Origin of the sequence: Roseibium sp. (assembly GCF_965229775.1) — a bacterium.
In the GTDB taxonomy this organism is placed as follows: Bacteria; Pseudomonadota; Alphaproteobacteria; order Rhizobiales; family Stappiaceae; genus Roseibium.
The window spans coordinates 1,310,798-1,328,443 of record NZ_OZ245929.1 but is presented as its reverse complement, the minus strand read 5'-3'; the positions used below and the strand labels follow the sequence as shown (position 1 = coordinate 1,328,443).

Sequence of the window (17,646 nt, the reverse complement as noted above, 5' to 3'; positions counted from 1 at the left end):
TTATTTCCGACAGTTCAGCACTTGGAACATTATGGCGGGACAAAAGCGCCGGACGTTTGGAAAAGAGCTTGTATCCTTTGCCGTTCTTGTCGCCGTTCGCTGCAGGCGCAAAGCGTCCAACACAGGTTCTGGCAGGGGCGAAGCGAAAACATGCTGTGTCCTCAGTGCGGGCACCCGCGGCCAATATCTTTATGCGCGGCAGCAAATGACAGCTTCGAAGCAGTGCACGCACGAGGTTTGAGCGGCAGGTTTGGGCCAAGATTTCAGGGTCAGTTTTGTCCGCTCCCCGAAAGCGGACTTTGGCTGCGATGCAGCATTGTCGGTAAAATGGGCTCCTTCCAGACATTCGCTGCGATAAAAACAAACGTCCGCTCCGGGCCGTTTTCAACCAATTCTCGTCAGGGCGTAGTGAGTTGAAAAAGCCGCCTTTCGGGCGGCTTTTTTCGTTTTATCGGCTGTTTGCGTTGGTGCCTTGAGAGGCAAGCCACCCGCCGTCACGCGGCGGGCTGGTTTTCGCGGATGATGCGGAAACCCGGGCCTTCGATGTCTTCGGAGGGTTTCGGCATGAACGGGGCCGCGAGGAGCGCAAGGCCGGTGGCCGCGAGGGCGAACATGGCCAGCAGGGCCATGACCACCAGGCCGAGACCGGCCAGCGCGCAGCCGACAAACAGCGCAACGGCGGCCGCGGCGGCGGAGGTGATTTTTGCAAGAACGGTTTTCATCAGTGAATTCTCCATATTCATGATCTCTTCGATAATCCTGATATGGAGCCCGGGGTTTTCGCCTGCCTGACCGCAAGTTTACATTTCTGTAAAGTTGAGCGTGACGCGCAGGCCGTTCGGATTGTTTTCCGACAGAAGCAGTTTCGCGTCGTGACGGTCTGAGACGGCGCGCACCAGCGCCAGGCCCAGTCCCGTGCCGTCGCTTTCGCGGGCCGTGTCCAGCCGGACCATCGGCTTGACGATTTCCGCAAACTCGGACGGATCGACGCCATCGCCGTCGTCGGCCACGCCGATCGCGCCGCCATGGGCAAACAGCGTCACCCGGTCGCCCCCGTGCACCAGGGCGTTCTGAATGAGGTTCGCCAGCGCCTGGACCAGCATCTGCCGGTCGGCGAGGACGGTTGCGGGAGCGGTCAAAGAAAGGTCGAGATGCTTGCCGCTGTCCTCGATCACCGCCTCGTATATCGCCGCGATTTCTTCCACCAGATCCCCGAGCGCGACCGGTCCGAACCCCTCCCGGCCGACGCCAGCCTCGATCCTGGCAATCCGCATGATGGTGTCGAAAATGCCCGAAAGCCGTTCGGCTTCTTCGAGCGCCGCGCCGCGCTCCTCCCCGTCCGGCATCATTTCCAGCCGGGCCCTCAGACGGGCAAGCGGGGTCCTGAGGTCATGGGCAAGGCTTGCGCTCAGATGGCGGGTCTGCGCCACCAGGCGCTCCAGTTCGCCCGCCGTCCTGTCGAGGCGGCGGGCCAGATCATCCAGGTCATCGGAGGAGCGCGCGGTGCCCGTGCGCGCTTTCAGGTCGCCATCGGCCAGCCGGCCGAGCGTTTCGTTGATCTTCTTCAGGCGCCGCTGTGCCAGATATCCCGCGCCCAGGCCGATGGCGAGCGCGATCGCCACCACGACACCCGCCGTCGTCCACAAGATACGGCCGAGAAGCTCGAGTGCGTCGAGACTGTCATCGAGCGGCACGGCTATGAGGACAGGTTCGCCTTCGCTGTCTTCGGTGATCAGGACGCGCCAGGCTTCCGACCGCCTGAAATCCTTTTCCAGGCTGACGGTTCCGCCGCCCCGTTCGGCGACGCGGGCGAAGGCCTTCGGCAGACCGCCGAGACCGGAGACCGGCCGGATGATCACCGAAAATGCGTCGCGTTCCATGTCATCGGCCTCAACGGCGGCGGCGAGGCCCGCAAGCGAGGTATCCACCCGCTGCAGCACGGCGTCCCGGCCGAGCGTCAGCGCCACGATGATCGCAACCGCCATGCCGACGGCAAACAGGCCGGACAGCAGCAGCGTCAGCCGCAGAGCCGAGGAGCGGACCAGCCAGCGGACGGGCGCGATGAGCCTACCTGCCAAAGACATAGCCTTCGCCCCGCCTGGTCCGGATCAATTCCTCGCCGAAAGGTTTGTCGATCTTGGCGCGCAGGCGGCTGATATGAGTTTCGACGACGCTGGTCGTGGGGTCAAAGCTCATGTCCCAGACCTGTTCCAGCAACATCGTGCGGGTGACCAGCCGGCCGGGGCGGCGCATGAAATATTCCAGAAGCTTGAATTCCTTGGCCATCAGTTCGATGGTCCGGCCCTGGCGCTCGCAGTTGCGTGAAAGAAGGTCGAGGCTCAGATCCGCGAACCGGAGCACGGTCGGTTCGCTTGTTTCCGACGCCGTGGTCTCCCGCCTGCGGCCGAGCGCGTTCACGCGCGCCGACAGTTCGACAAAGGAAAAGGGCTTGGTGAGATAGTCGTCGCCCCCCGCCTCGAACCCTTCAACGCGCGAGTCGACTTCGCCGAGCGCCGTCAGGAACAGCGCAGGCGTTGTGTCCTTGGAGGCACGCAGCGATTTCAGCACCGCGAGCCCGTCCAGACCCGGGACCATGCGGTCGAGGATCAGGACGTCGTAGTCCTGGCCCATGGACGCGAGCAGGGCTTCCTTGCCGTCCGTGAAATGATCGACGACATGGCCCTCTTCGCGCAACCCGCCGGCGACCCATGGTCCGAGATCCCGGTCGTCTTCAAGAAGTAGAATTCGCATGTCTTTCCATAGGCTGTTTCCGTCCGGGGAAAAAGGCCGCCGTTTCCGGCAGCCTTTTCGCGGGACCCTGTTCCGTCAATTGGGTTCCCTGTCAGCTTTTGTTTTAGCCCGCAGACTTGTCGTCGTCATCATCGTCATCGTCATCGTCGCCATCCGCTTCGACTTCCAGGACAGCCCCGGTTTGCGCGTCGATTTCGACTTCCATTTCCTGTCCGTCGGCGGTCAGGATCTCGATCTCGTAGACCTGCTTGCCGTCCTCCTGCTCCAGCTCGGTTTCCTGAACCGTACCGGCAACCTCGCCCAGCGCGATTTCAACGGCCTTGGCTTCATCCACGGCGACCGCCGCAGGGGTGGTCTGTGCCGTGGCGGCGCCGAGCGCGCCCGTCACCAGAAGGACGCCTGCCGCAACAGTTCCGCAGATCAGTTTCTTGTCCATGATAGTTCTCCATCTTCGCGTTTGCAGAAAGGCACCGCGCCTTTCGATGACCTGAAGATGGACGGCGCAGCTTACGCTCGCCTGCACCCGACTTTACAATTGTGTAAAGAACGCGATTGCCGGTCTGGCTGGGTTGAAATGGCAGTATGACAAGCCGCGGGCCAGTGCCGCTTGCAGACTAGCCGGTCCGCTGCTTCACCAGGCGTTCGCGCCACATCATGTAGAGGCCCGAGAACACGATCAGGGCGGTGCCGGCCAGCATCGAAAGGCCGGGGCGTTCGCCGAACACCGCCATGCCCAGGATCACCATGAAAAGAAGCCGCGCATAGCGAAAGGGCGCGACGACGGACAGGCTGGTCGAGCGGATCGACGCGGTGAGCAACAGGTATCCGAGCGAGCCCAGCAGGACGATGGAGACGAGAAACACCCAGTCCGCCTCCGGCGGCAGAAAGGTGTCCCCATCCAGCACGATCCATGCCATGGCAAAAGGCAGGGCGGTGAGCGCCGAATAGGCCGCCAGGCTGGCAGATGCCATGTCGGGCGGGGTCATGCGCGTCGTCAGATCGCGAACGGACAAGCCGACCATCGACAGAACCGCCCACAGGGACACGGCGTCGAAGCCGTCGGCCCCCGGTTGCACGATCAGGAGAACGCCGGCAAATCCGAGCGCGATCGTGCTCCAGCGGCGCCAGTTCACCTTCTCACCGAGAAACACGACGGCGCCCAGTGCCACCAGCAGAGGCGTCGCCTGGATGATCGCCCCGACCGCGGAAAGCGGAACGAGCGCCAGGGCCATGACCATGCCGACCATGGCCACGACTTCAGCGAGATAGCGGACGAGGAAAACCGGCGCGAAGATCCGGCGATCCATCAGCCGTGCGCCCTGCAGCTTGGCGATCAGGCAAAACATGACCGACCCGCCGGCCATCATCAGGAACATGATCTGCGGTGGTGCGACCGATTCCGAAACCAGTTTGATCAGGGTATCGGCCATTGCGAATGCGCCCATGGAAAGGACCATCAGGATGATGCCGCGCAAATTCGACTCGGTGGCCTGGTTCATGGAGCTCCGCTGCTTCGGTTTCGGCCACTGACCTTTAAACGCATATGTACCCGATTTGCGAGGAACGGCAACAGCCGGCAGGAGCGCCGCCGGAAAAGGGTGGAATTCGGTCGCTCGTTTTCCGGCCGGGCAAATTGCCATTGCGTGTTTTACAGGGCGCTCTGGCATTTATACACTGACGTAGCGTTAAATCTCTTTGCGCGCCAAAGGCACCGTTTCGCCCGTGTTTGTTTCGATTGGACCCCTGTTGTGAACGTCATACCCGTAGACCCCGAGACCTTTCAGCCGGCACTTGATGCGGCGTGTGCCGGCGACAGGATACAATTGACACCTGGGATCTACAGCGGCGTCTACACCATCAGCCGCCGGCACGGCGCCGCCAGCCGGCCCATCGTGATCGAGCCCGCGCCGGGTGTCGATCCGAAGGACTGCGAAATCAGCCGGGGCGTGAGCGCGGACGAGTTTCGCCTCCCGGCCAATCGGCTGGCGCAGTACGCGCTCGAGATCGGATATGATTTTCCCGGCCTTTATCCCTGGATCGATGATGCCAGCCTGCGGATCTACCGGTGCCAGCACGTGGTGGTGCGCGGCCTGACCTTTTCGAAGTCCTGGCCGACGCACGTCTTCATCGAATCGGCCGCCGATATCAGCCTTCAGGACTGCGCCTTTGAAGATGCGACCTTCTGCATCGGTGCGCTGGGCGCTGTCACGCGGGATATCCTGATCGAGAATTGTATCTGGACACAAGACACGGTTCCTGACCGCTTGTGGCAACAGATCCCGTGGTTCCGCGTGCATGGCGAAGAGGTTGACGCTGAAAAGGACTACCGTCTGTTCGACGGGGATTTCTTCCGGTCCAATGAAATCTCCGGCGGCGTCACGATCCGCCACTGCACGATCAAGGCGGCGTTCAACGCGATACACGGGTTCAACACCTCGGCCCAGGCCGCACTCAACCGTGACTTTCACATACACCACAACAGGTTCGAGCAGATCCGGGACAATGTGTTCGAACCGGAGGACGGCGCGTCGAACTGGTGGTTCCACCACAACGACATGATCGACGTTCACAAGTGGTTTTCAATCGAATGCGCGACGCGCGGACCGATGTACATCTTTTCCAACACGGGATCCTTCCGCACACAGCAGGGGCCGGACCCATCACAGGGCGAAAAGGACGACAACAGGGGCGGTGCGGTCTTCAAACCTATCAAGAAGGTCGCGCGTGCAACGGGACCTTTCAGCGGGCTTTACGTGTTTCACAACAGCTTCATCACCCGGTCCAGCTACATCAAGAAGGGGCTCCTGCCAGGCCTCAGCCACAGGAACAACGCCATCGCCTATGCGCCGGCTAAAGGGGAAACGCCAAGGAAAAACGGCTTTTTCGGCAAGGTTCTCGAGCCGGAATACGACAAGCGGTTCACGTCCAGCTGGTCCCGGTGGACCATCGATTTCGACGGCGACGTCGTTGAGTTTCCGGCCTTTGCAGCCGAGATTCTCGCTGCCAGGTACCCGCTTGGAAAAAACACCAATGACCAGGGGCCGGACTTTGCAGGGGCGGGCCATACGCCTCAGGAGTTCGAGCTGACTGCAAACAGCCCGGCAAGAGGAGCATCGATCCCCTTCAGCATCTTGCTCCCCTCAGGTGATTGGTCTTCACCCGGGGGCCTGAATGTGGGTGCCTTGCAGGGTCCCCCCGGATCTCCTGCAAGCGATCGCTTTCAAGGTCCCGTATTCCAGCCGAGCCTCGAAGAACGGCACTATGACACGTTTGTTGGGGTCTAGGCTGAGCGATTACCCGCACTCCGCCCGCGGCGCCGGATAGAGCAGGAAGACGCGGTCGTCGCTTTGCATCAGGTCCGGTGAGAAATCATCGCCTTCGACCATGAGGCGGTCGACGATGGACATGCGCAGGTTCTGGCCGCGGAGGGTGAACCGGATGCGGCCACCGTCGCCTTCCGTTGCGCAAGACCCGTCGGCGCGGCAATAGGCGAAGCTCTGGTAAAACCGCCCGTCCCTGAGCGTAAACCCAAATTTCAGCACGATCGCATAGTCGTCCGGGCGCATGGTCGGGTCCGCGGTGAACCAGATGTGCGCGACCTTCTGTCCGGGATGTCCGGCAAGATGATCCGCCGAATACACCCGTGAATAGCAGGACCCGTCGGCGAACCGTTCGGCAAAGCCTTGCGCTTCGGCGGTCTCCAGTCCTGTAAACAGACCGGCGGTCACCAGTGCAGCCAGAAGAGCTTTCCAGCTTGCAGCAAATGATCTTCCAGGCACGAAGTGTTCCTTTCGACGTTTGTTCGTTGGTCTCGGCAACGCCGCAGCATAGCATCTTGACCGTGGAAACGGTTTCGCGAACCATTTCCACGTTCCTGACCCCAGCGCTGAAAGAGGCCGGAGGCGTAGACATGTCCGTCAAGACCAGCAACACCCGCGTTGTCCTATCTTTCGTTGACGCGTTCAACGCAGCGGATCATCAGACCATGGCGTCCTGTCTCGCTGATGAGCTCGTGGCAGAGGTGACGCAGAAGGATGGCAGCACGAAGCAAGTAAAGAGCCGGGACGCCTACATGAACCTGATCGCGCAACTGGATATCGGGACCGTTCGCCCGAGCCTGACGATCACCCAGATTGCCGAGGTCAATAAAGACCAGGTGTTGGCGATGTTCGAGGTACGGGCGGTGCGCAAGGGCCGAAAGCTGCACAACTTCGCAGCCTACCTCATGACCATACACGGTCAGCAGATAAACAGGATCTGGATGGTTGAGGCACTGCCTGAAGAGAGCGACACATTCTGGTCCGCCTGATACCGGTGTATCAAAGGATTTCGACCGGAAATTACGGGAGAGGTTGTGGCAACGCCGTGTGTGACTTTAAGATTTCAAGGCACTGAAACGATTTGTGTTTTCAGATAAATCTCGGTGCAGCTGCGTGCTCGTTTTGGAAGCGGCACGACAAGTCGTCTAAAATTTGAGGTAAAACGCAGCAGTGGCCTGAACGAAGTATCAGGGAGACTGCGCTACCTTGTGCATACATTACATGGAGGGACGGCGGACTTTGCAGTCTTCTGGTGATGTTGCCTTGCTGTAGTACCCACTTTGCGCGGCGGAGCCCCCCCGGCTCCGCCGTTGTTCATTCAGCCCTCGCCTCAAAAATCGACTTTCAGGAACTGGCCGTTTTTCGCATCCGACAATTCGGCCGTGTCGAGTGCGGCCTGGAGACGAGCGCCATGGGCGAAATCCGGCTCCGGTCCGGCCTTGGCCAGAATGGCATCCGCGAACCTTTCGTAGACGGTCGGAACCGGTTCGGCGGCGACCTCTTGCCAGCGGGCTTCCGTCAGATCCGCTCCCCGGCAGATGCGCAGGCTCTCTCCGCGTTTTTCAAAGAGAACCTCCAGGCCGCCCTTGTCGCCATAGAGACGCAGGCGCAGATCGTTGAGGTGGCCGGAGGCAAAGCGGGTCGCGGTGATCGTTCCAAGCGCTCCGTTTTCAAGTTCCGCCTGCATGGTGAAGCTGTCATTGGCATCGAGCGGATAGTCGCCGATCCGGTTGCCTTCCGCCTTGTCGAAGGTCTTCAGGCGGCAGGACAGTTCCCGAACCGGGCTTTGCGCGGCAAAGGTTGCGAAATCCAGGATATGGATACCGACATCGCCGAGCACGCCTTTCGAGCCGTGCTCCCTCGACAGACGCCACAGCCACTGGCTTTGCGTGCGCCAGTCGCCCCAGGCCGGCTGTGTCAGCCAGCTTTGCAGGTAGGACGCCTCGAAATGCCTGAGAGCGCCGATTTCTCCCGCGGCGACCAATTGAGCCGCCTTCTGCAGAACGGCGACATCCCTGTAACTCAGGTTGACCATGCCGACGACGCCCTTGTCCCCTGCCAGCGCGGTCATCTCGGCAGCGTCGGCGACATTGGTCGCAAGCGGCTTTTCACACAGAACGTGTTTTCCGGCATGGAGAAGCTGCAGGGTCGTCGGATGGTGGGCGGCGTCAGGCGTCACGTTCGAAACGGCGTCGAATTCGCCCCAGGCGATCGCGTCTTCCAGATCCTCGAACCGGTGCGGGATCGCATATTTGTCACAGAAACCGGCGAGCATCTCCGGGCGCCGGTCGACGCCCGCGACGATCTCGACCTCCGGGTTCTTCCCAAAGGCGGCGGCGTGATTTCCCGCCATGTTGCCGGTTCCCAGGATGAGAAGGCGGATCGGACGATCAGATGAGGACATGGGAAACTCCGTCCTGCTGTGAAACGGGAGCCGGCGCCGGAGGCGCCGGGTCATTGACATCTTCGATCAGCGGAAACCTTCTTCGCCGTCGGCGTGAAGTTTCGGCCCGCGCTCCTCTATTTTTTCAGGCGCGGCATCGACGGGAACATTCGGTGCGGCATTCGGATCTGTGATCCTCGCCATCGGGTTGAAGGCCCATTTGACGCCGTTCTTCAGAACGGTCTGGACCGTCGTGTCGTGATAGGTCGGGTAGGTTTCGTGTCCGGGACGGAAATAGAAAATGTTGCCCGCACCGCGCCGGTAGGTCAGGCCGGACCGGAAAACCTCGCCGCCCTGAAACCAGCTGATGAAAACCGTTTCCAGCGGTTCGGGCACGCCGAAAGGCTCGCCATACATTTCTTCCATCTCCAGTTCGAAACTGTCCGGAAGGCCCCGGGTGATCGGATGGTTCCGGCTGGTGACCCAGAGACGTTCCCGCTCGCCGGCCTCGCGCCAGGTCAGGTTGCAGGGACTGCCCATCAGGCGCTTGAACGGTTTGGCGAAATGGGCGGAGTGCAGAAACATCATGCCCATGCCGGACCAGACAGCGTCGCAGACCCGGTCGACGACCTCGTCGGCGACGTCGCCATGGGCCGCGTGACCCCACCACACCAGAACGTCCGTTCCGGCGAGCCGTTCTTCGGTCAGTCCGTGTTCGGGGTCCTGCAGGGTTGCCGTTGTTGCATTGATTTCCGGATCGGTATTCAGCGCATCGGCGATGCATTGATGCATGCCGTCCGGATAGGTGCGGGCGACGATGGTATTGTGCTGCTCATGGACGTTCTCGCCCCAGACCAGGGTTCTGATCGGCATGGCCGTTTCTCCAGGTTCAGTCGACATTTCAGGAAGGGCGCCTCTACTTTCAAAGCGCTTTGAATAGCGCTAACACGCCATTTTTGGAGTGTCAATCTGCGACCGTTCAAGCAAGCCGATTCGTGCGCAGGACGGTGTGACTGCGCGCCGCATCGCGTTCCTGGGGAATGATCTATATACAAACCATACTATATGGTATGGAAAGGAATTTGACATGAATGTTCTTCTCATGATTGCGGCGGCCCTCTCCGGACTAACGTTTCTGATCCACACGTTTCTCGGGGGGCGGGAGATCGCAGTGCCCCTGCTGCGCGCGCCTGATCTCGAACCCGTGCCGAAATATGTGAGCTATTACTGCTGGCATATCGCGACGATCGTTCTCGCCGCGATGGCGGCGATGTACGGGCTCGCGGCCCTTTATCCGCAAAGCTGGGAACTCGGATGGATGGCCACGGGCCTTGCGCTCGCGTTCTGTTTCCTGGGATTGGCGCTTCCCCCGTTGAAGAAACAATCCTACAAGGCAATGCCGCAAGGTTGGCTGTTCCTGCCGATCGCGCTGCTGGGCATTGCCGGTGGAGTTTGATGGAGCCAAGAAAGCGATTTGCGAAAGAGGACTGGCTGGACCTGGGGCTGCAACGCCTTGCCCGGGATGGCGGAGTTGCGCTGACGGTCGATGCCATGTGCGAAGCCGCAAACCGGACACGCGGTTCTTTCTATCACCACTTCGAGGACCACGGCGCCTTTCTGGAGGCGCTGTTCCTGGCATGGAAACAACGCAACACGCTGGACGTTGCGGATGCGATCCTGCAACAGCCGCAGGACAAGCGTGCGCAGACCCTGTCCGACATCGCCAACATGCTGGATCAGGATCTCGAAAGAGCCGTGCGCCAGTTCGCACAGGCCAACGGCATCGCGCGGGCGATCGTCGAAGAGGTCGACGGCATCAGAACGGAGTTCGTCGTCGGTCTCTATCTTGATGCGGGCCTGGCACCCGGCCTTGCCAGGGAAATCGCGCAACTGGAATATGCCGCCTATGTCGGCAGCCAGATCGTGTGGCCGAACATGACCGCCGAGGACAGGATCCGGCTCGACCAGCGCTTCGCCTCCATGGTGTCGAAGGCATTCGGACCGGCGCAGCGGTAGGTCTTCCCGCGATCACTCACGCAAAAGTGAACACTAACCCTTCTTCAACGGCTTGCTGTTATTCAGGGACGTCTCCGGACTTTCAGGAAACGGAAAGTGTCATGCAAGTACTTCGCCAACCGATCACAGCCGTCGTCATTGTCTTCTGGTTCTTCTTCTGGCTTCTGAACGGGCTCGACAAGTTTTTCGCGCGTCAGGACATCGTGTTCCTGCATTGGTGGGGCAATCACCGGGTTGAAAAGTTCACGATGTATTTTGACAGGCTCGCACTGGACCCGGCCTTCGTCCAGGCGACGTTGATCTTCGCCGGGATCGTCGAGTTCGCAGCAGCCGGTTTTTTCGTCTGGGCCTGGGTACGGCTTGTGCAAGGCAAGCCGGGCGTGGCCTACCGCACCGATCTTGCGATTACCGTTTCAATCGCTGTCTTCCTGGGGTTCACGATCTTCGATGTCATCGTCGGTGATCGCGCGGAATTGCTGGAGCATTCCACCTATATCGGCGTGCTGCTGGTGTCCTTTCTCGCGGTCGCAGCGGAAAGCTTCTTCCACCACCTGCGGGACCTCGACAGCCAGAGCACGCTGAACAGGCAGTTCCCTCCGGAACCTCAATAGCCCAGGGTCAGCGCGCCCTTGCGGCGCGGATCCGAGAAGCCGGCAAGAGTGCCGTCGACGCTCATGATCGACTGGGTGGACCCCATCGCGTTCTTGACGGCAACCTTGTGACCCCTTTGCTCAAGCAGCCTGACCGTGTCCGGCGAGATGCCCTCCTCGATGCGGATCTCGTCGGGGAGCCACTGGTTGTGAATGCGCGGGGCAACCGTTGCCTCGGCAATGTTCATCTGGTGATCGACGATATTGAGGATGATCTGCAATGTCGTCGTGATGATGCGGCTGCCGCCCGGTGATCCGGTCGCCAGGTGAAAGGCACCATCCTTGAAGACCAGCGTCGGGCTCATCGAGGAGAGCGGCCGTTTACCCGGCTCAACCGCGTTGGCCGTTCCGCCAATCAGCCCGTAGGCATTGGGGACACCGGGCTTTGCTGAAAAGTCGTCAAGCTCGTTGTTCAGGAGAACGCCGGTTCCATCGGCGGTCAGACCGGATCCATAGGAAAAGTTGAGCGTATAGGTGTTCGAAACCGCGTTGCCGTCCTTGTCGACAACCGAATAATGCGTGGTTTCGTTGCTCTCATAGGGGAGCGGGTCGGCTGGTTTGATGTCTTCGGAGGCGCGGGCCGTGTCCATCTTGATGGTCCCGGTCAGTTCCGCTGCATAGTCAGGCGATGTCAGCCCGCTGACGGGAACGCTGACGTAATCGGGGTCCCCCAGGTATTTGGACCTGTCCGCATAGGCCAGCCGCATCGCTTCCGACATGGCGTGGATCGCATCAGCGGAGTTCGGTCCAAACTCGTTCATGGGGAAGTTTTCGAGAATGTTGAGGATCTGGACGATATGAACACCGCCGGACGAGGGAGGCGGCATGGAGGCAATCTCGTAGCCCCTGTAGGAGCCGGTCACCGGCTCACGCCAGACAGGTTTGTAGCTGGCAAGGTCTTCGACGGTCATGCTGCCGCCAGCTGCCTGAACCTTGCCCGCGATTTTTTCAGCGACGTCCCCCTGGTAGAAACCGGCTGCCCCCTTGTCGGATATCAGCTGGAGGGTTCCGGCAAGGTCCGCCTGGACGAGCGTTTCACCGGGCTGATAGGGAACCCCGCCCGCCTTGAAGAAAATCTCGGCAGTGGCCGGGTCGGCGGTGAGCCGCTCGGCGCGCGCGGACAGCGCGTCCGAGAGGCTCGCCGTTACGGTGATGCCGGCTCCGGCCAGTTCGATTGCCGGAGCAATGAGATCCTGCCAGGTCACGTTGCCGCTGCCGTGTTCTTCGAAAGCCTCGGCAAAGCCGGCAACGGTGCCCGGAACACCGATGGCGAGCCCTGAAAAACGGGACTTTTGCTTGTCCGGTTCGCCGTCCGGTCCGAGAAACATGTCTTTAAACGCACCAGCCGGTGCCTTTTCCCGGTAGTCCAGCGCATGGGTTTCGCCGCTTTCGGCCATGTGGATCATCATGAAGCCGCCACCGCCGAGATTGCCCGCGCGGGGCAGGGTCACCGCCAGCGCAAAGCCGGTCGCGATGGCAGCGTCAACCGCGTTGCCGCCTTTCTTGAGGATCTCCACACCCACGGCGGTCGCGATCGCTTCCTGGCTGGCAACCATGCCGTTCCTGGATGTGACCGGATGGAAAAGATCCGTCTGGGAGTAGATCGGAGCGGTCTGCGCCAACGCGTGGACCGGGGTCAGCGCCAGCACCACCGCGGCAGCGCAAATCGTCAAATTCAAGCGTCGAGCCATGTCACTCTCCCATGCCGTGTCGTTGAGACTGTGCCGAATTCTCTGGTGTGCGGCAATTCAAAATCGCGTGCAAGTTGAAGTCTTTCAATTTGTTTGATCCACCGCAAGGCCGCCATCCGACAGCTGCGTCACTCTCACTTGTGTGAGTTGGTGCACGATTACAAGGAGGCCTTCATGTTCCGATGCGCGAACACCAATAACCCGGCAGCCCGGCCGGCCAGAATCTTGGCAACTAGCTGGCTTGCGGCCTTGATGCTGGTGGCTCCTGCCAGTTTGGCATCTGTCCACGCCGCCGATCCGGCGACGGGAAAGACACTGGCGCTGCAGTGGTGTTCGTCCTGTCACCTGGTCTCCGACGATCAGCCGACGGCCGCCAGTGTGTCGCTGCCGAGTTTCTATGACATTGCCAAAGACCCCGACTGGACCCAGGCGTCACTTGCCACCTTCCTGAAAGACCCGCATCCAAAAATGCCGAACATGAATCTCGGCAATATCGAAATCGCGAACCTCGCAAGCTATATCGACTCGCTTTCGACGGATTGACGGTATGGGATGCGGAACAGCATCCATTGCCGGGCGTGGTGTCAGATGTCGAATTGCGCGCGCATCGCCGCGTGAAAGGAACCGGAGTAGGTGTCGTCCTCGGCTTCGAACACCTCGTCGGGAAGGCCGTCATTGAAGACGTGCACATCAACGACGCGATCGGTCATCGTTGCACTGGCAAGGATGTGGTCGAGCGCCTGACCCTTGCCGCGGTGAATGACGGTCTGGCGCTCCGGCAACGGAAGCGAGGCGTCGAGCTGAAACAGCCTGCGATGTGCCCAGTCCGGTGACGCGGTATCGTCCGGGTCCGCGCGCAGGAGGCGCAGGGTGCCGGTTTCACCGGTCGCGTTGAAGTCACCGGTCAAGATGATCCTTGCCTTTTCGTCCCTGTCGAACAGGGCTTCGACCGCAAGACGCAGCTCCAGTGCCTGGGCCGTCTGTTTCAGGACCGAAAGCAGGTAACCTTCGGCCCAAACCGACGTGGTTTTCCAGGTGCGCTTCTCGGTCTTGCCGCCCCGGATCATCGCGGCGATCGGTGCCCTCAGATGCACCACGAACAGATGGAGAGGTTTCAATCCGCCGACGTCGATCTCAGACCTCAGGATCGGACGCTCGAAGGTGACATGCTGCGGTTCGTCATATCCGGGCATCGCCGTTGACGGCTGCCAGAGCGGCGCATGCGCACGCTGCTGGAACAGGCTCTCCTGCGCAGTGATCGGATAGCGCGACAGAATGACAAGATTGTGCTTGTCCCCGGGACCCTTTCCGGGCGCGCGCTCGCTTGCCGCCCGGTGATAAGTTTCGTATCGCGTGCCTGAAAGCAGCAGATCGAGCGCGAGAAACTGCCGCCGCGACGCCCCCTTCACCTTTTGCGCGTTGACTTCCTGCAGGCACAGGATGTCCGCATCGAGTTCCTCGATCCTTGGACGCAAAGCACCGACCCGCGGTCTCAGGCCGGCAGTGTCGAACCGGTCGCTACCAAAGGATTCAATGTTGAATGTGGCCAGTTTCATGCCGCCAGACCTTGAGACTATTCAGATGCTTAACGATAGCGGTTTCGCGCATTTGGTGATAGTCAGTCTGACGAAATGCCTGGTACCAGAGATCTTGATGACGACTGACATATGCCCCTGCGGCAGCGGCAAAACCCTTGCGTCCTGCTGCGGTCCCTTTCTGTCCGGCCTTGCAAATGCCGAGACGGCGGAAGCGCTCATGCGCTCCCGATATTCGGCCTATGTCACTTTGAACATCTCCTATCTGAAGGACACCTTGTGGCCAAAGAACCGGACCGGTTTCGATGAGACCGCAACGATGCAATGGGCGCGCGAAAATCACTGGACCGGCTTGACGGTTCTGCAGGTTCGGGGAGGTGAGGCTGCCGATCGGGAAGGGACGGTGCTGTTCGAGGCGAAATTCCTTGCCGCAGGCAAGCTGCACACGCATCGCGAGCTCAGCCGGTTCCGGAAGAAGGCAGGCCACTGGTACTACGTGGAGGCAATCCCGGAATGAGGAGTGCCGATAGCGGCACCCCCCCATCCTGACGCCACGGGGTGAAGCCATTTCAGCCTCATTTATGGGTCCGTCCCCTAGTTCCGGCCTGCCATGACACCGCCGTCAACGTCCCAGATGGCACCCGTTACCCAGCCTGCCTCGTCCGAAAGCAGGAAGTCCACCGCTGAGGCAACATCTTCGGCTGTTCCGATGCGCCCGATGGGGTGAAAGGCATCAAATCCCTTTTTCAGGGTCGTCGAAATCTGGTCTTCCGGAATGAAGGCGCCGTAGATGGGCGTTTCGACGACGGCAGGCGCGACCGCGTTGACGCGAATGCCCTGGTCTCCAAGTTCCATCGCCAGGTGCTGCGTGAAGGCGTGCAGGCCTGCCTTCGCCATCGAATAGGCGGAAGACGGTGTCGCCTTGACGGCCTGGTGCGCCCACATCGATCCAAGATTGACGACAGATCCCTTGCCGGTCTCCGCCATTTTCCGGGTAACCGCCTGCGTGATCAGGAAGGTTCCCCTGTTAAAGGCATGGTACAGGTCGAAATCGTCTCCCGAGTGGTCCAGGAACGGCTTGGGACTGAAATAGCCCGCCGCGTTGACCAGGTATCCGACCGGCTGCTCCAGGTTCGCGATTTTCTCGATCAGGCGCTCCACGTCCTCACTCCGGGTCACGTCCGCCTGCCATGTGCCGACGTCTACCTGGTGCAAGGATTCCAGCCGTTCGCGCGCGGTGGACAGCTTGTCCGGGTTCCGCCCTATCAGAACGAGAGGAATGCCCCGGGCCGCGAGGCGATGTGCCGTTGCCAGGCCCATGCCTGACGTTCCGCCCTGAATGATCGCAATGCTGTTCGTCATTGTTTGTCTCCGGTTCGTCGTTCGGTCCTATTTATCTACCTACTGATAGATAGATTCAACAGGCGACATATCAGTGTTGCGCTTCGACTTGTCAAGGCCTATCTATCAGTCGATAGATAAGGAGATAGATCCGTGACCGCATCAACCGCAGATACAGAAGAAAGAATCCTCGATCTTGCGGAAGCTCTTATCCGGCAGAACGGCTACAACGGCTTCAGTTTTCGGGACATCGCTTCCGGCGTGGGCGTGAAGAGTTCGAGCGTGCACTATTATTTTCCGACCAAGGCTGATCTGGGTGCCAGGGTTGCAAGGAGATACACGGAACGGTTTCTCGACTTGTTGGGCGATCCGGCGCATCCGGCCAGGTCGGCCGAGGCGCTGATCGTGAGACTGCACGGCGAATTCGCTCGATCCCTGGGTCAGGACGGACAGATGTGTCTTTGCGGTATTCTGGCGGCGGAATCGTCGGGGCTGCCGGAGGCCGTGGTGACGGAAGCCAGAGCCTTCTTCGACCGGACAGGTGCGTGGTTGGTGGACGGATTGCGGACATCGGACTGGGGCGCGGGCGTTCCGGAAGCAGATCTGGCCAGGCAAAGCCTGCGCATTCTCGCTCAGCTTGAGGGCGCGATGCTGATTGCCAAGGTCCGGGGTCAGCCGGATGTATTCGGCGATCTCGCGCCGAAGCTTGCCGAAGCCTGATGACGACTGCGCGCGCAGAGTTATCCAACGCGTTCAGTTCAATTAATTGAACCGGAAAAAGTAATACAACTTAATAATTTGACCGGTTTTCTTAAAAATACTTAATTTGAATATCTCCTCTTTCAGTAGCACCTTTTGTGTATCGAAGAACACCCTGAGTGGAGGATGTTGAAATGTTGAGATATGCAAACAGACATATGGAAGAACTCAGAAAAGAAATTGAAATACTACTGGACCGGAAAGATCTGGATCCCTCCGAAAAAAGCAAGAGGCTCAACCGGTTGGATCGGTCCTACCAGTTCTGGCGCCAGTTTGCCTGACGCGGCCATCCGCGCTGTCCGCGCGCGATACCCGGGGATGATCAAAAAAATGCGGCCTCTGGGGCCGCATTTTTTTGTGTCGAACTGCGTGTCGTCAGGGATCAGCGTGCCTTGCGGCGGCGGGACGCATAGCCGAGCAGTCCGAGACCCGCGGGCAGCAAAAACCCAGCCGCCGGGATCGGAACCGCGGTGATGTTCACCGTGTCAATGAAGCCGCCATAGGAATCCTGCTTTCCTGCTGCAGCGAATGTCAGTGTGTAGTCTCCGGCGCTTTGAACTTCAAACAGTGCCCTGACCAGCGTCCAGGCGCCGACCGCCGTCCCCAGCGAAGCATCCGGGCCGGTGATGAAGCCAGACAGAAGACCGCCACTGATCGAAAAGTCGATCTTGTTCGAGTCGGCATTCCCGGTGCGTGGGCTGTACCAGAAGGAAAGCGCGTAGCTACCAGCACTCAGCGACACCTCCTGTTCCATGGACGAATTGGAGTTGCTGCGCGGATGGCTGTCGAGTTCGATGTAGTGTTGACCGGAATGCGCGTCGATCGAGCCGAGCGTGCGGTTTGTCTGTACTTCGATTCCGGCGCCGCTCGCGGTTTTCCAACCGGTTATCTCGTCGAACACATCCCAGGAAGACCCGGTCGTGGCGAGATTGGAAAGCTGGTTGCCCTTGACAAGGCCGGCCGGGTCGAGGGTCGAGACGTCTTCGAAATCACCATTGATGATCATGGCGTTTGCAGACCCGGCGGTGAGGAGCGCAGCGCCGGCACATGACGCGATCGCGATTGCCTTAAGCATTATGGTTTTCCTTTTTGACCGCCACGAAGCGAAATCTGTTTCGAATTCCGATGGGGTGTTCGCGGCGGTATGTCGAACACATAAAAAAATCTTCTCATCCTATAAAATCTCTCTATCGGTGGCGC

The 17,646-nt window shown here is 60.1% G+C and carries 20 protein-coding genes; 8 read left to right on the top strand and 12 right to left on the bottom strand.

Features of this window, described 5'->3' with window-relative positions:
* Nucleotides 1–494: 494 nt before the first annotated feature.
* From ACO07N_RS05840 to ACO07N_RS05820, 5 genes are all read right to left on the bottom strand, one after another.
* Nucleotides 495–722 carry a hypothetical protein gene (locus ACO07N_RS05840; protein WP_421980123.1) on the bottom strand — a complete coding sequence of 76 codons (228 nt, stop codon included), beginning with the start codon at nt 720–722 and terminating at the stop codon, nt 495–497.
* 78 nt (nt 723–800) lie between these two features.
* On the bottom strand, nt 801–2,084 hold the full coding sequence (locus ACO07N_RS05835; RefSeq protein ID WP_421980122.1) for an ATP-binding protein: 1,284 nt from the start codon (nt 2,082–2,084) through the stop codon (nt 801–803).
* Nucleotides 2,068–2,751, bottom strand: a complete 684-nt coding sequence (locus ACO07N_RS05830) for a winged helix-turn-helix domain-containing protein (RefSeq protein ID WP_421980121.1) — start codon at nt 2,749–2,751, stop codon at nt 2,068–2,070. Before ACO07N_RS05830 ends, ACO07N_RS05835 begins: the two co-directional genes overlap by 17 nt.
* A gap of 103 nt (nt 2,752–2,854) precedes the next feature.
* Nucleotides 2,855–3,187 carry a PepSY domain-containing protein gene (locus ACO07N_RS05825; protein WP_421980120.1) on the bottom strand — a complete coding sequence of 111 codons (333 nt, stop codon included), beginning with the start codon at nt 3,185–3,187 and terminating at the stop codon, nt 2,855–2,857.
* Nucleotides 3,188–3,365: 178 nt separating this feature from the next.
* Entirely contained in the window at nt 3,366–4,250 is an 885-nt protein-coding gene (locus ACO07N_RS05820; protein ID WP_421980119.1) for a DMT family transporter, read from the bottom strand.
* 249 nt (nt 4,251–4,499) lie between these two features.
* Between ACO07N_RS05820 and ACO07N_RS05815 the strand changes: the two genes are divergently transcribed.
* Nucleotides 4,500–6,035 (top strand): hypothetical protein, encoded by a 1,536-nt coding sequence (locus tag ACO07N_RS05815; protein ID WP_421980118.1) that lies wholly within the window; start codon nt 4,500–4,502, stop codon nt 6,033–6,035.
* A 9-nt stretch (nt 6,036–6,044) separates the two neighbouring features.
* On the opposite strand, the gene ACO07N_RS05810 is transcribed toward ACO07N_RS05815, so the two are convergent.
* Nucleotides 6,045–6,530: a hypothetical protein gene (locus tag ACO07N_RS05810; protein ID WP_421980117.1), complete on the bottom strand. Its 486-nt coding sequence runs from the start codon at nt 6,528–6,530 to the stop codon at nt 6,045–6,047.
* Between the two features lie 62 nt (nt 6,531–6,592).
* Between ACO07N_RS05810 and ACO07N_RS05805 the strand changes: the two genes are divergently transcribed.
* Entirely contained in the window at nt 6,593–7,060 is a 468-nt protein-coding gene (locus tag ACO07N_RS05805) for a nuclear transport factor 2 family protein (RefSeq protein WP_421984383.1), read from the top strand.
* 341 nt (nt 7,061–7,401) lie between these two features.
* On the opposite strand, the gene ACO07N_RS05800 is transcribed toward ACO07N_RS05805, so the two are convergent.
* Nucleotides 7,402–8,454, bottom strand: a complete 1,053-nt coding sequence (locus tag ACO07N_RS05800; protein ID WP_421984382.1) for a Gfo/Idh/MocA family protein — start codon at nt 8,452–8,454, stop codon at nt 7,402–7,404.
* 87 nt (nt 8,455–8,541) lie between these two features.
* Nucleotides 8,542–9,327, bottom strand: a complete 786-nt coding sequence (locus ACO07N_RS05795) for a ThuA domain-containing protein (RefSeq protein ID WP_421980116.1) — start codon at nt 9,325–9,327, stop codon at nt 8,542–8,544.
* Nucleotides 9,328–9,541: 214 nt separating this feature from the next.
* Here ACO07N_RS05795 and ACO07N_RS05790 point away from each other — a divergent pair, with 214 nt between their 5' ends.
* The 3 genes from ACO07N_RS05790 (at nt 9,542) to ACO07N_RS05780 (ending at nt 11,081) form a co-directional block, all read left to right on the top strand.
* Nucleotides 9,542–9,910, top strand: a complete 369-nt coding sequence (locus ACO07N_RS05790; RefSeq protein ID WP_421980115.1) for a hypothetical protein — start codon at nt 9,542–9,544, stop codon at nt 9,908–9,910.
* Nucleotides 9,910–10,470: a TetR/AcrR family transcriptional regulator gene (locus tag ACO07N_RS05785; protein WP_421980114.1), complete on the top strand. Its 561-nt coding sequence runs from the start codon at nt 9,910–9,912 to the stop codon at nt 10,468–10,470. The genes ACO07N_RS05790 and ACO07N_RS05785 overlap by 1 nt, the downstream gene beginning before the upstream one ends.
* Nucleotides 10,471–10,571: 101 nt before the next feature.
* On the top strand, nt 10,572–11,081 hold the full coding sequence (locus ACO07N_RS05780; protein WP_421980113.1) for a hypothetical protein: 510 nt from the start codon (nt 10,572–10,574) through the stop codon (nt 11,079–11,081).
* Here the strand turns inward: ACO07N_RS05780 and ggt are convergent.
* Nucleotides 11,075–12,811, bottom strand: coding sequence for a gamma-glutamyltransferase (gene ggt / locus ACO07N_RS05775; RefSeq protein ID WP_421980112.1), 1,737 nt, complete (start codon nt 12,809–12,811; stop codon nt 11,075–11,077). The genes ACO07N_RS05780 and ggt overlap by 7 nt on opposite strands.
* A gap of 150 nt (nt 12,812–12,961) precedes the next feature.
* Between ggt and ACO07N_RS05770 the strand changes: the two genes are divergently transcribed.
* On the top strand, nt 12,962–13,354 hold the full coding sequence (locus ACO07N_RS05770; RefSeq protein WP_421980111.1) for a c-type cytochrome: 393 nt from the start codon (nt 12,962–12,964) through the stop codon (nt 13,352–13,354).
* Nucleotides 13,355–13,395: 41 nt separating this feature from the next.
* Here the strand turns inward: ACO07N_RS05770 and ACO07N_RS05765 are convergent, their stop codons facing one another.
* A complete protein-coding gene (locus ACO07N_RS05765) occupies nt 13,396–14,367 on the bottom strand; it encodes an endonuclease/exonuclease/phosphatase family protein (protein WP_421980110.1) in 972 nt (323 codons plus the stop codon).
* 97 nt (nt 14,368–14,464) lie between these two features.
* Between ACO07N_RS05765 and ACO07N_RS05760 the strand changes: the two genes are divergently transcribed.
* On the top strand, nt 14,465–14,863 hold the full coding sequence (locus ACO07N_RS05760; protein WP_421980109.1) for a YchJ family protein: 399 nt from the start codon (nt 14,465–14,467) through the stop codon (nt 14,861–14,863).
* A 77-nt stretch (nt 14,864–14,940) separates the two neighbouring features.
* On the opposite strand, the gene ACO07N_RS05755 is transcribed toward ACO07N_RS05760, so the two are convergent.
* Nucleotides 14,941–15,708, bottom strand: coding sequence for an SDR family NAD(P)-dependent oxidoreductase (locus tag ACO07N_RS05755; RefSeq protein WP_421980108.1), 768 nt, complete (start codon nt 15,706–15,708; stop codon nt 14,941–14,943).
* Nucleotides 15,709–15,840: 132 nt separating this feature from the next.
* Between ACO07N_RS05755 and ACO07N_RS05750 the strand changes: the two genes are divergently transcribed.
* Nucleotides 15,841–16,407 (top strand): TetR/AcrR family transcriptional regulator, encoded by a 567-nt coding sequence (locus tag ACO07N_RS05750; protein WP_421980107.1) that lies wholly within the window; start codon nt 15,841–15,843, stop codon nt 16,405–16,407.
* 421 nt (nt 16,408–16,828) lie between these two features.
* Here ACO07N_RS05750 and ACO07N_RS05745 read toward each other — a convergent pair whose 3' ends face one another.
* Nucleotides 16,829–17,521 (bottom strand): hypothetical protein, encoded by a 693-nt coding sequence (locus tag ACO07N_RS05745; protein ID WP_421980106.1) that lies wholly within the window; start codon nt 17,519–17,521, stop codon nt 16,829–16,831.
* Nucleotides 17,522–17,646: the final 125 nt, after the last annotated feature.

Coding starts and splice junctions, on each gene's coding strand:
- ACO07N_RS05840 (WP_421980123.1), bottom strand. CDS start 722: ATGAAAACCGTTCTTGCAAAAATCACCTCCGCCGCCGCGGCCGCCGTT.
- ACO07N_RS05835 (WP_421980122.1), bottom strand. CDS start 2,084: ATGTCTTTGGCAGGTAGGCTCATCGCGCCCGTCCGCTGGCTGGTCCGC.
- ACO07N_RS05830 (WP_421980121.1), bottom strand. CDS start 2,751: ATGCGAATTCTACTTCTTGAAGACGACCGGGATCTCGGACCATGGGTC.
- ACO07N_RS05825 (WP_421980120.1), bottom strand. CDS start 3,187: ATGGACAAGAAACTGATCTGCGGAACTGTTGCGGCAGGCGTCCTTCTG.
- ACO07N_RS05820 (WP_421980119.1), bottom strand. CDS start 4,250: ATGAACCAGGCCACCGAGTCGAATTTGCGCGGCATCATCCTGATGGTC.
- ACO07N_RS05795 (WP_421980116.1), bottom strand. CDS start 9,327: ATGCCGATCAGAACCCTGGTCTGGGGCGAGAACGTCCATGAGCAGCAC.
- ACO07N_RS05790 (WP_421980115.1), top strand. CDS start 9,542: ATGAATGTTCTTCTCATGATTGCGGCGGCCCTCTCCGGACTAACGTTT.
- ACO07N_RS05785 (WP_421980114.1), top strand. CDS start 9,910: ATGGAGCCAAGAAAGCGATTTGCGAAAGAGGACTGGCTGGACCTGGGG.
- ACO07N_RS05780 (WP_421980113.1), top strand. CDS start 10,572: ATGCAAGTACTTCGCCAACCGATCACAGCCGTCGTCATTGTCTTCTGG.
- ggt (WP_421980112.1), bottom strand. CDS start 12,811: ATGGCTCGACGCTTGAATTTGACGATTTGCGCTGCCGCGGTGGTGCTG.
- ACO07N_RS05765 (WP_421980110.1), bottom strand. CDS start 14,367: ATGAAACTGGCCACATTCAACATTGAATCCTTTGGTAGCGACCGGTTC.
- ACO07N_RS05760 (WP_421980109.1), top strand. CDS start 14,465: ATGACGACTGACATATGCCCCTGCGGCAGCGGCAAAACCCTTGCGTCC.
- ACO07N_RS05755 (WP_421980108.1), bottom strand. CDS start 15,708: ATGACGAACAGCATTGCGATCATTCAGGGCGGAACGTCAGGCATGGGC.
- ACO07N_RS05745 (WP_421980106.1), bottom strand. CDS start 17,521: ATGCTTAAGGCAATCGCGATCGCGTCATGTGCCGGCGCTGCGCTCCTC.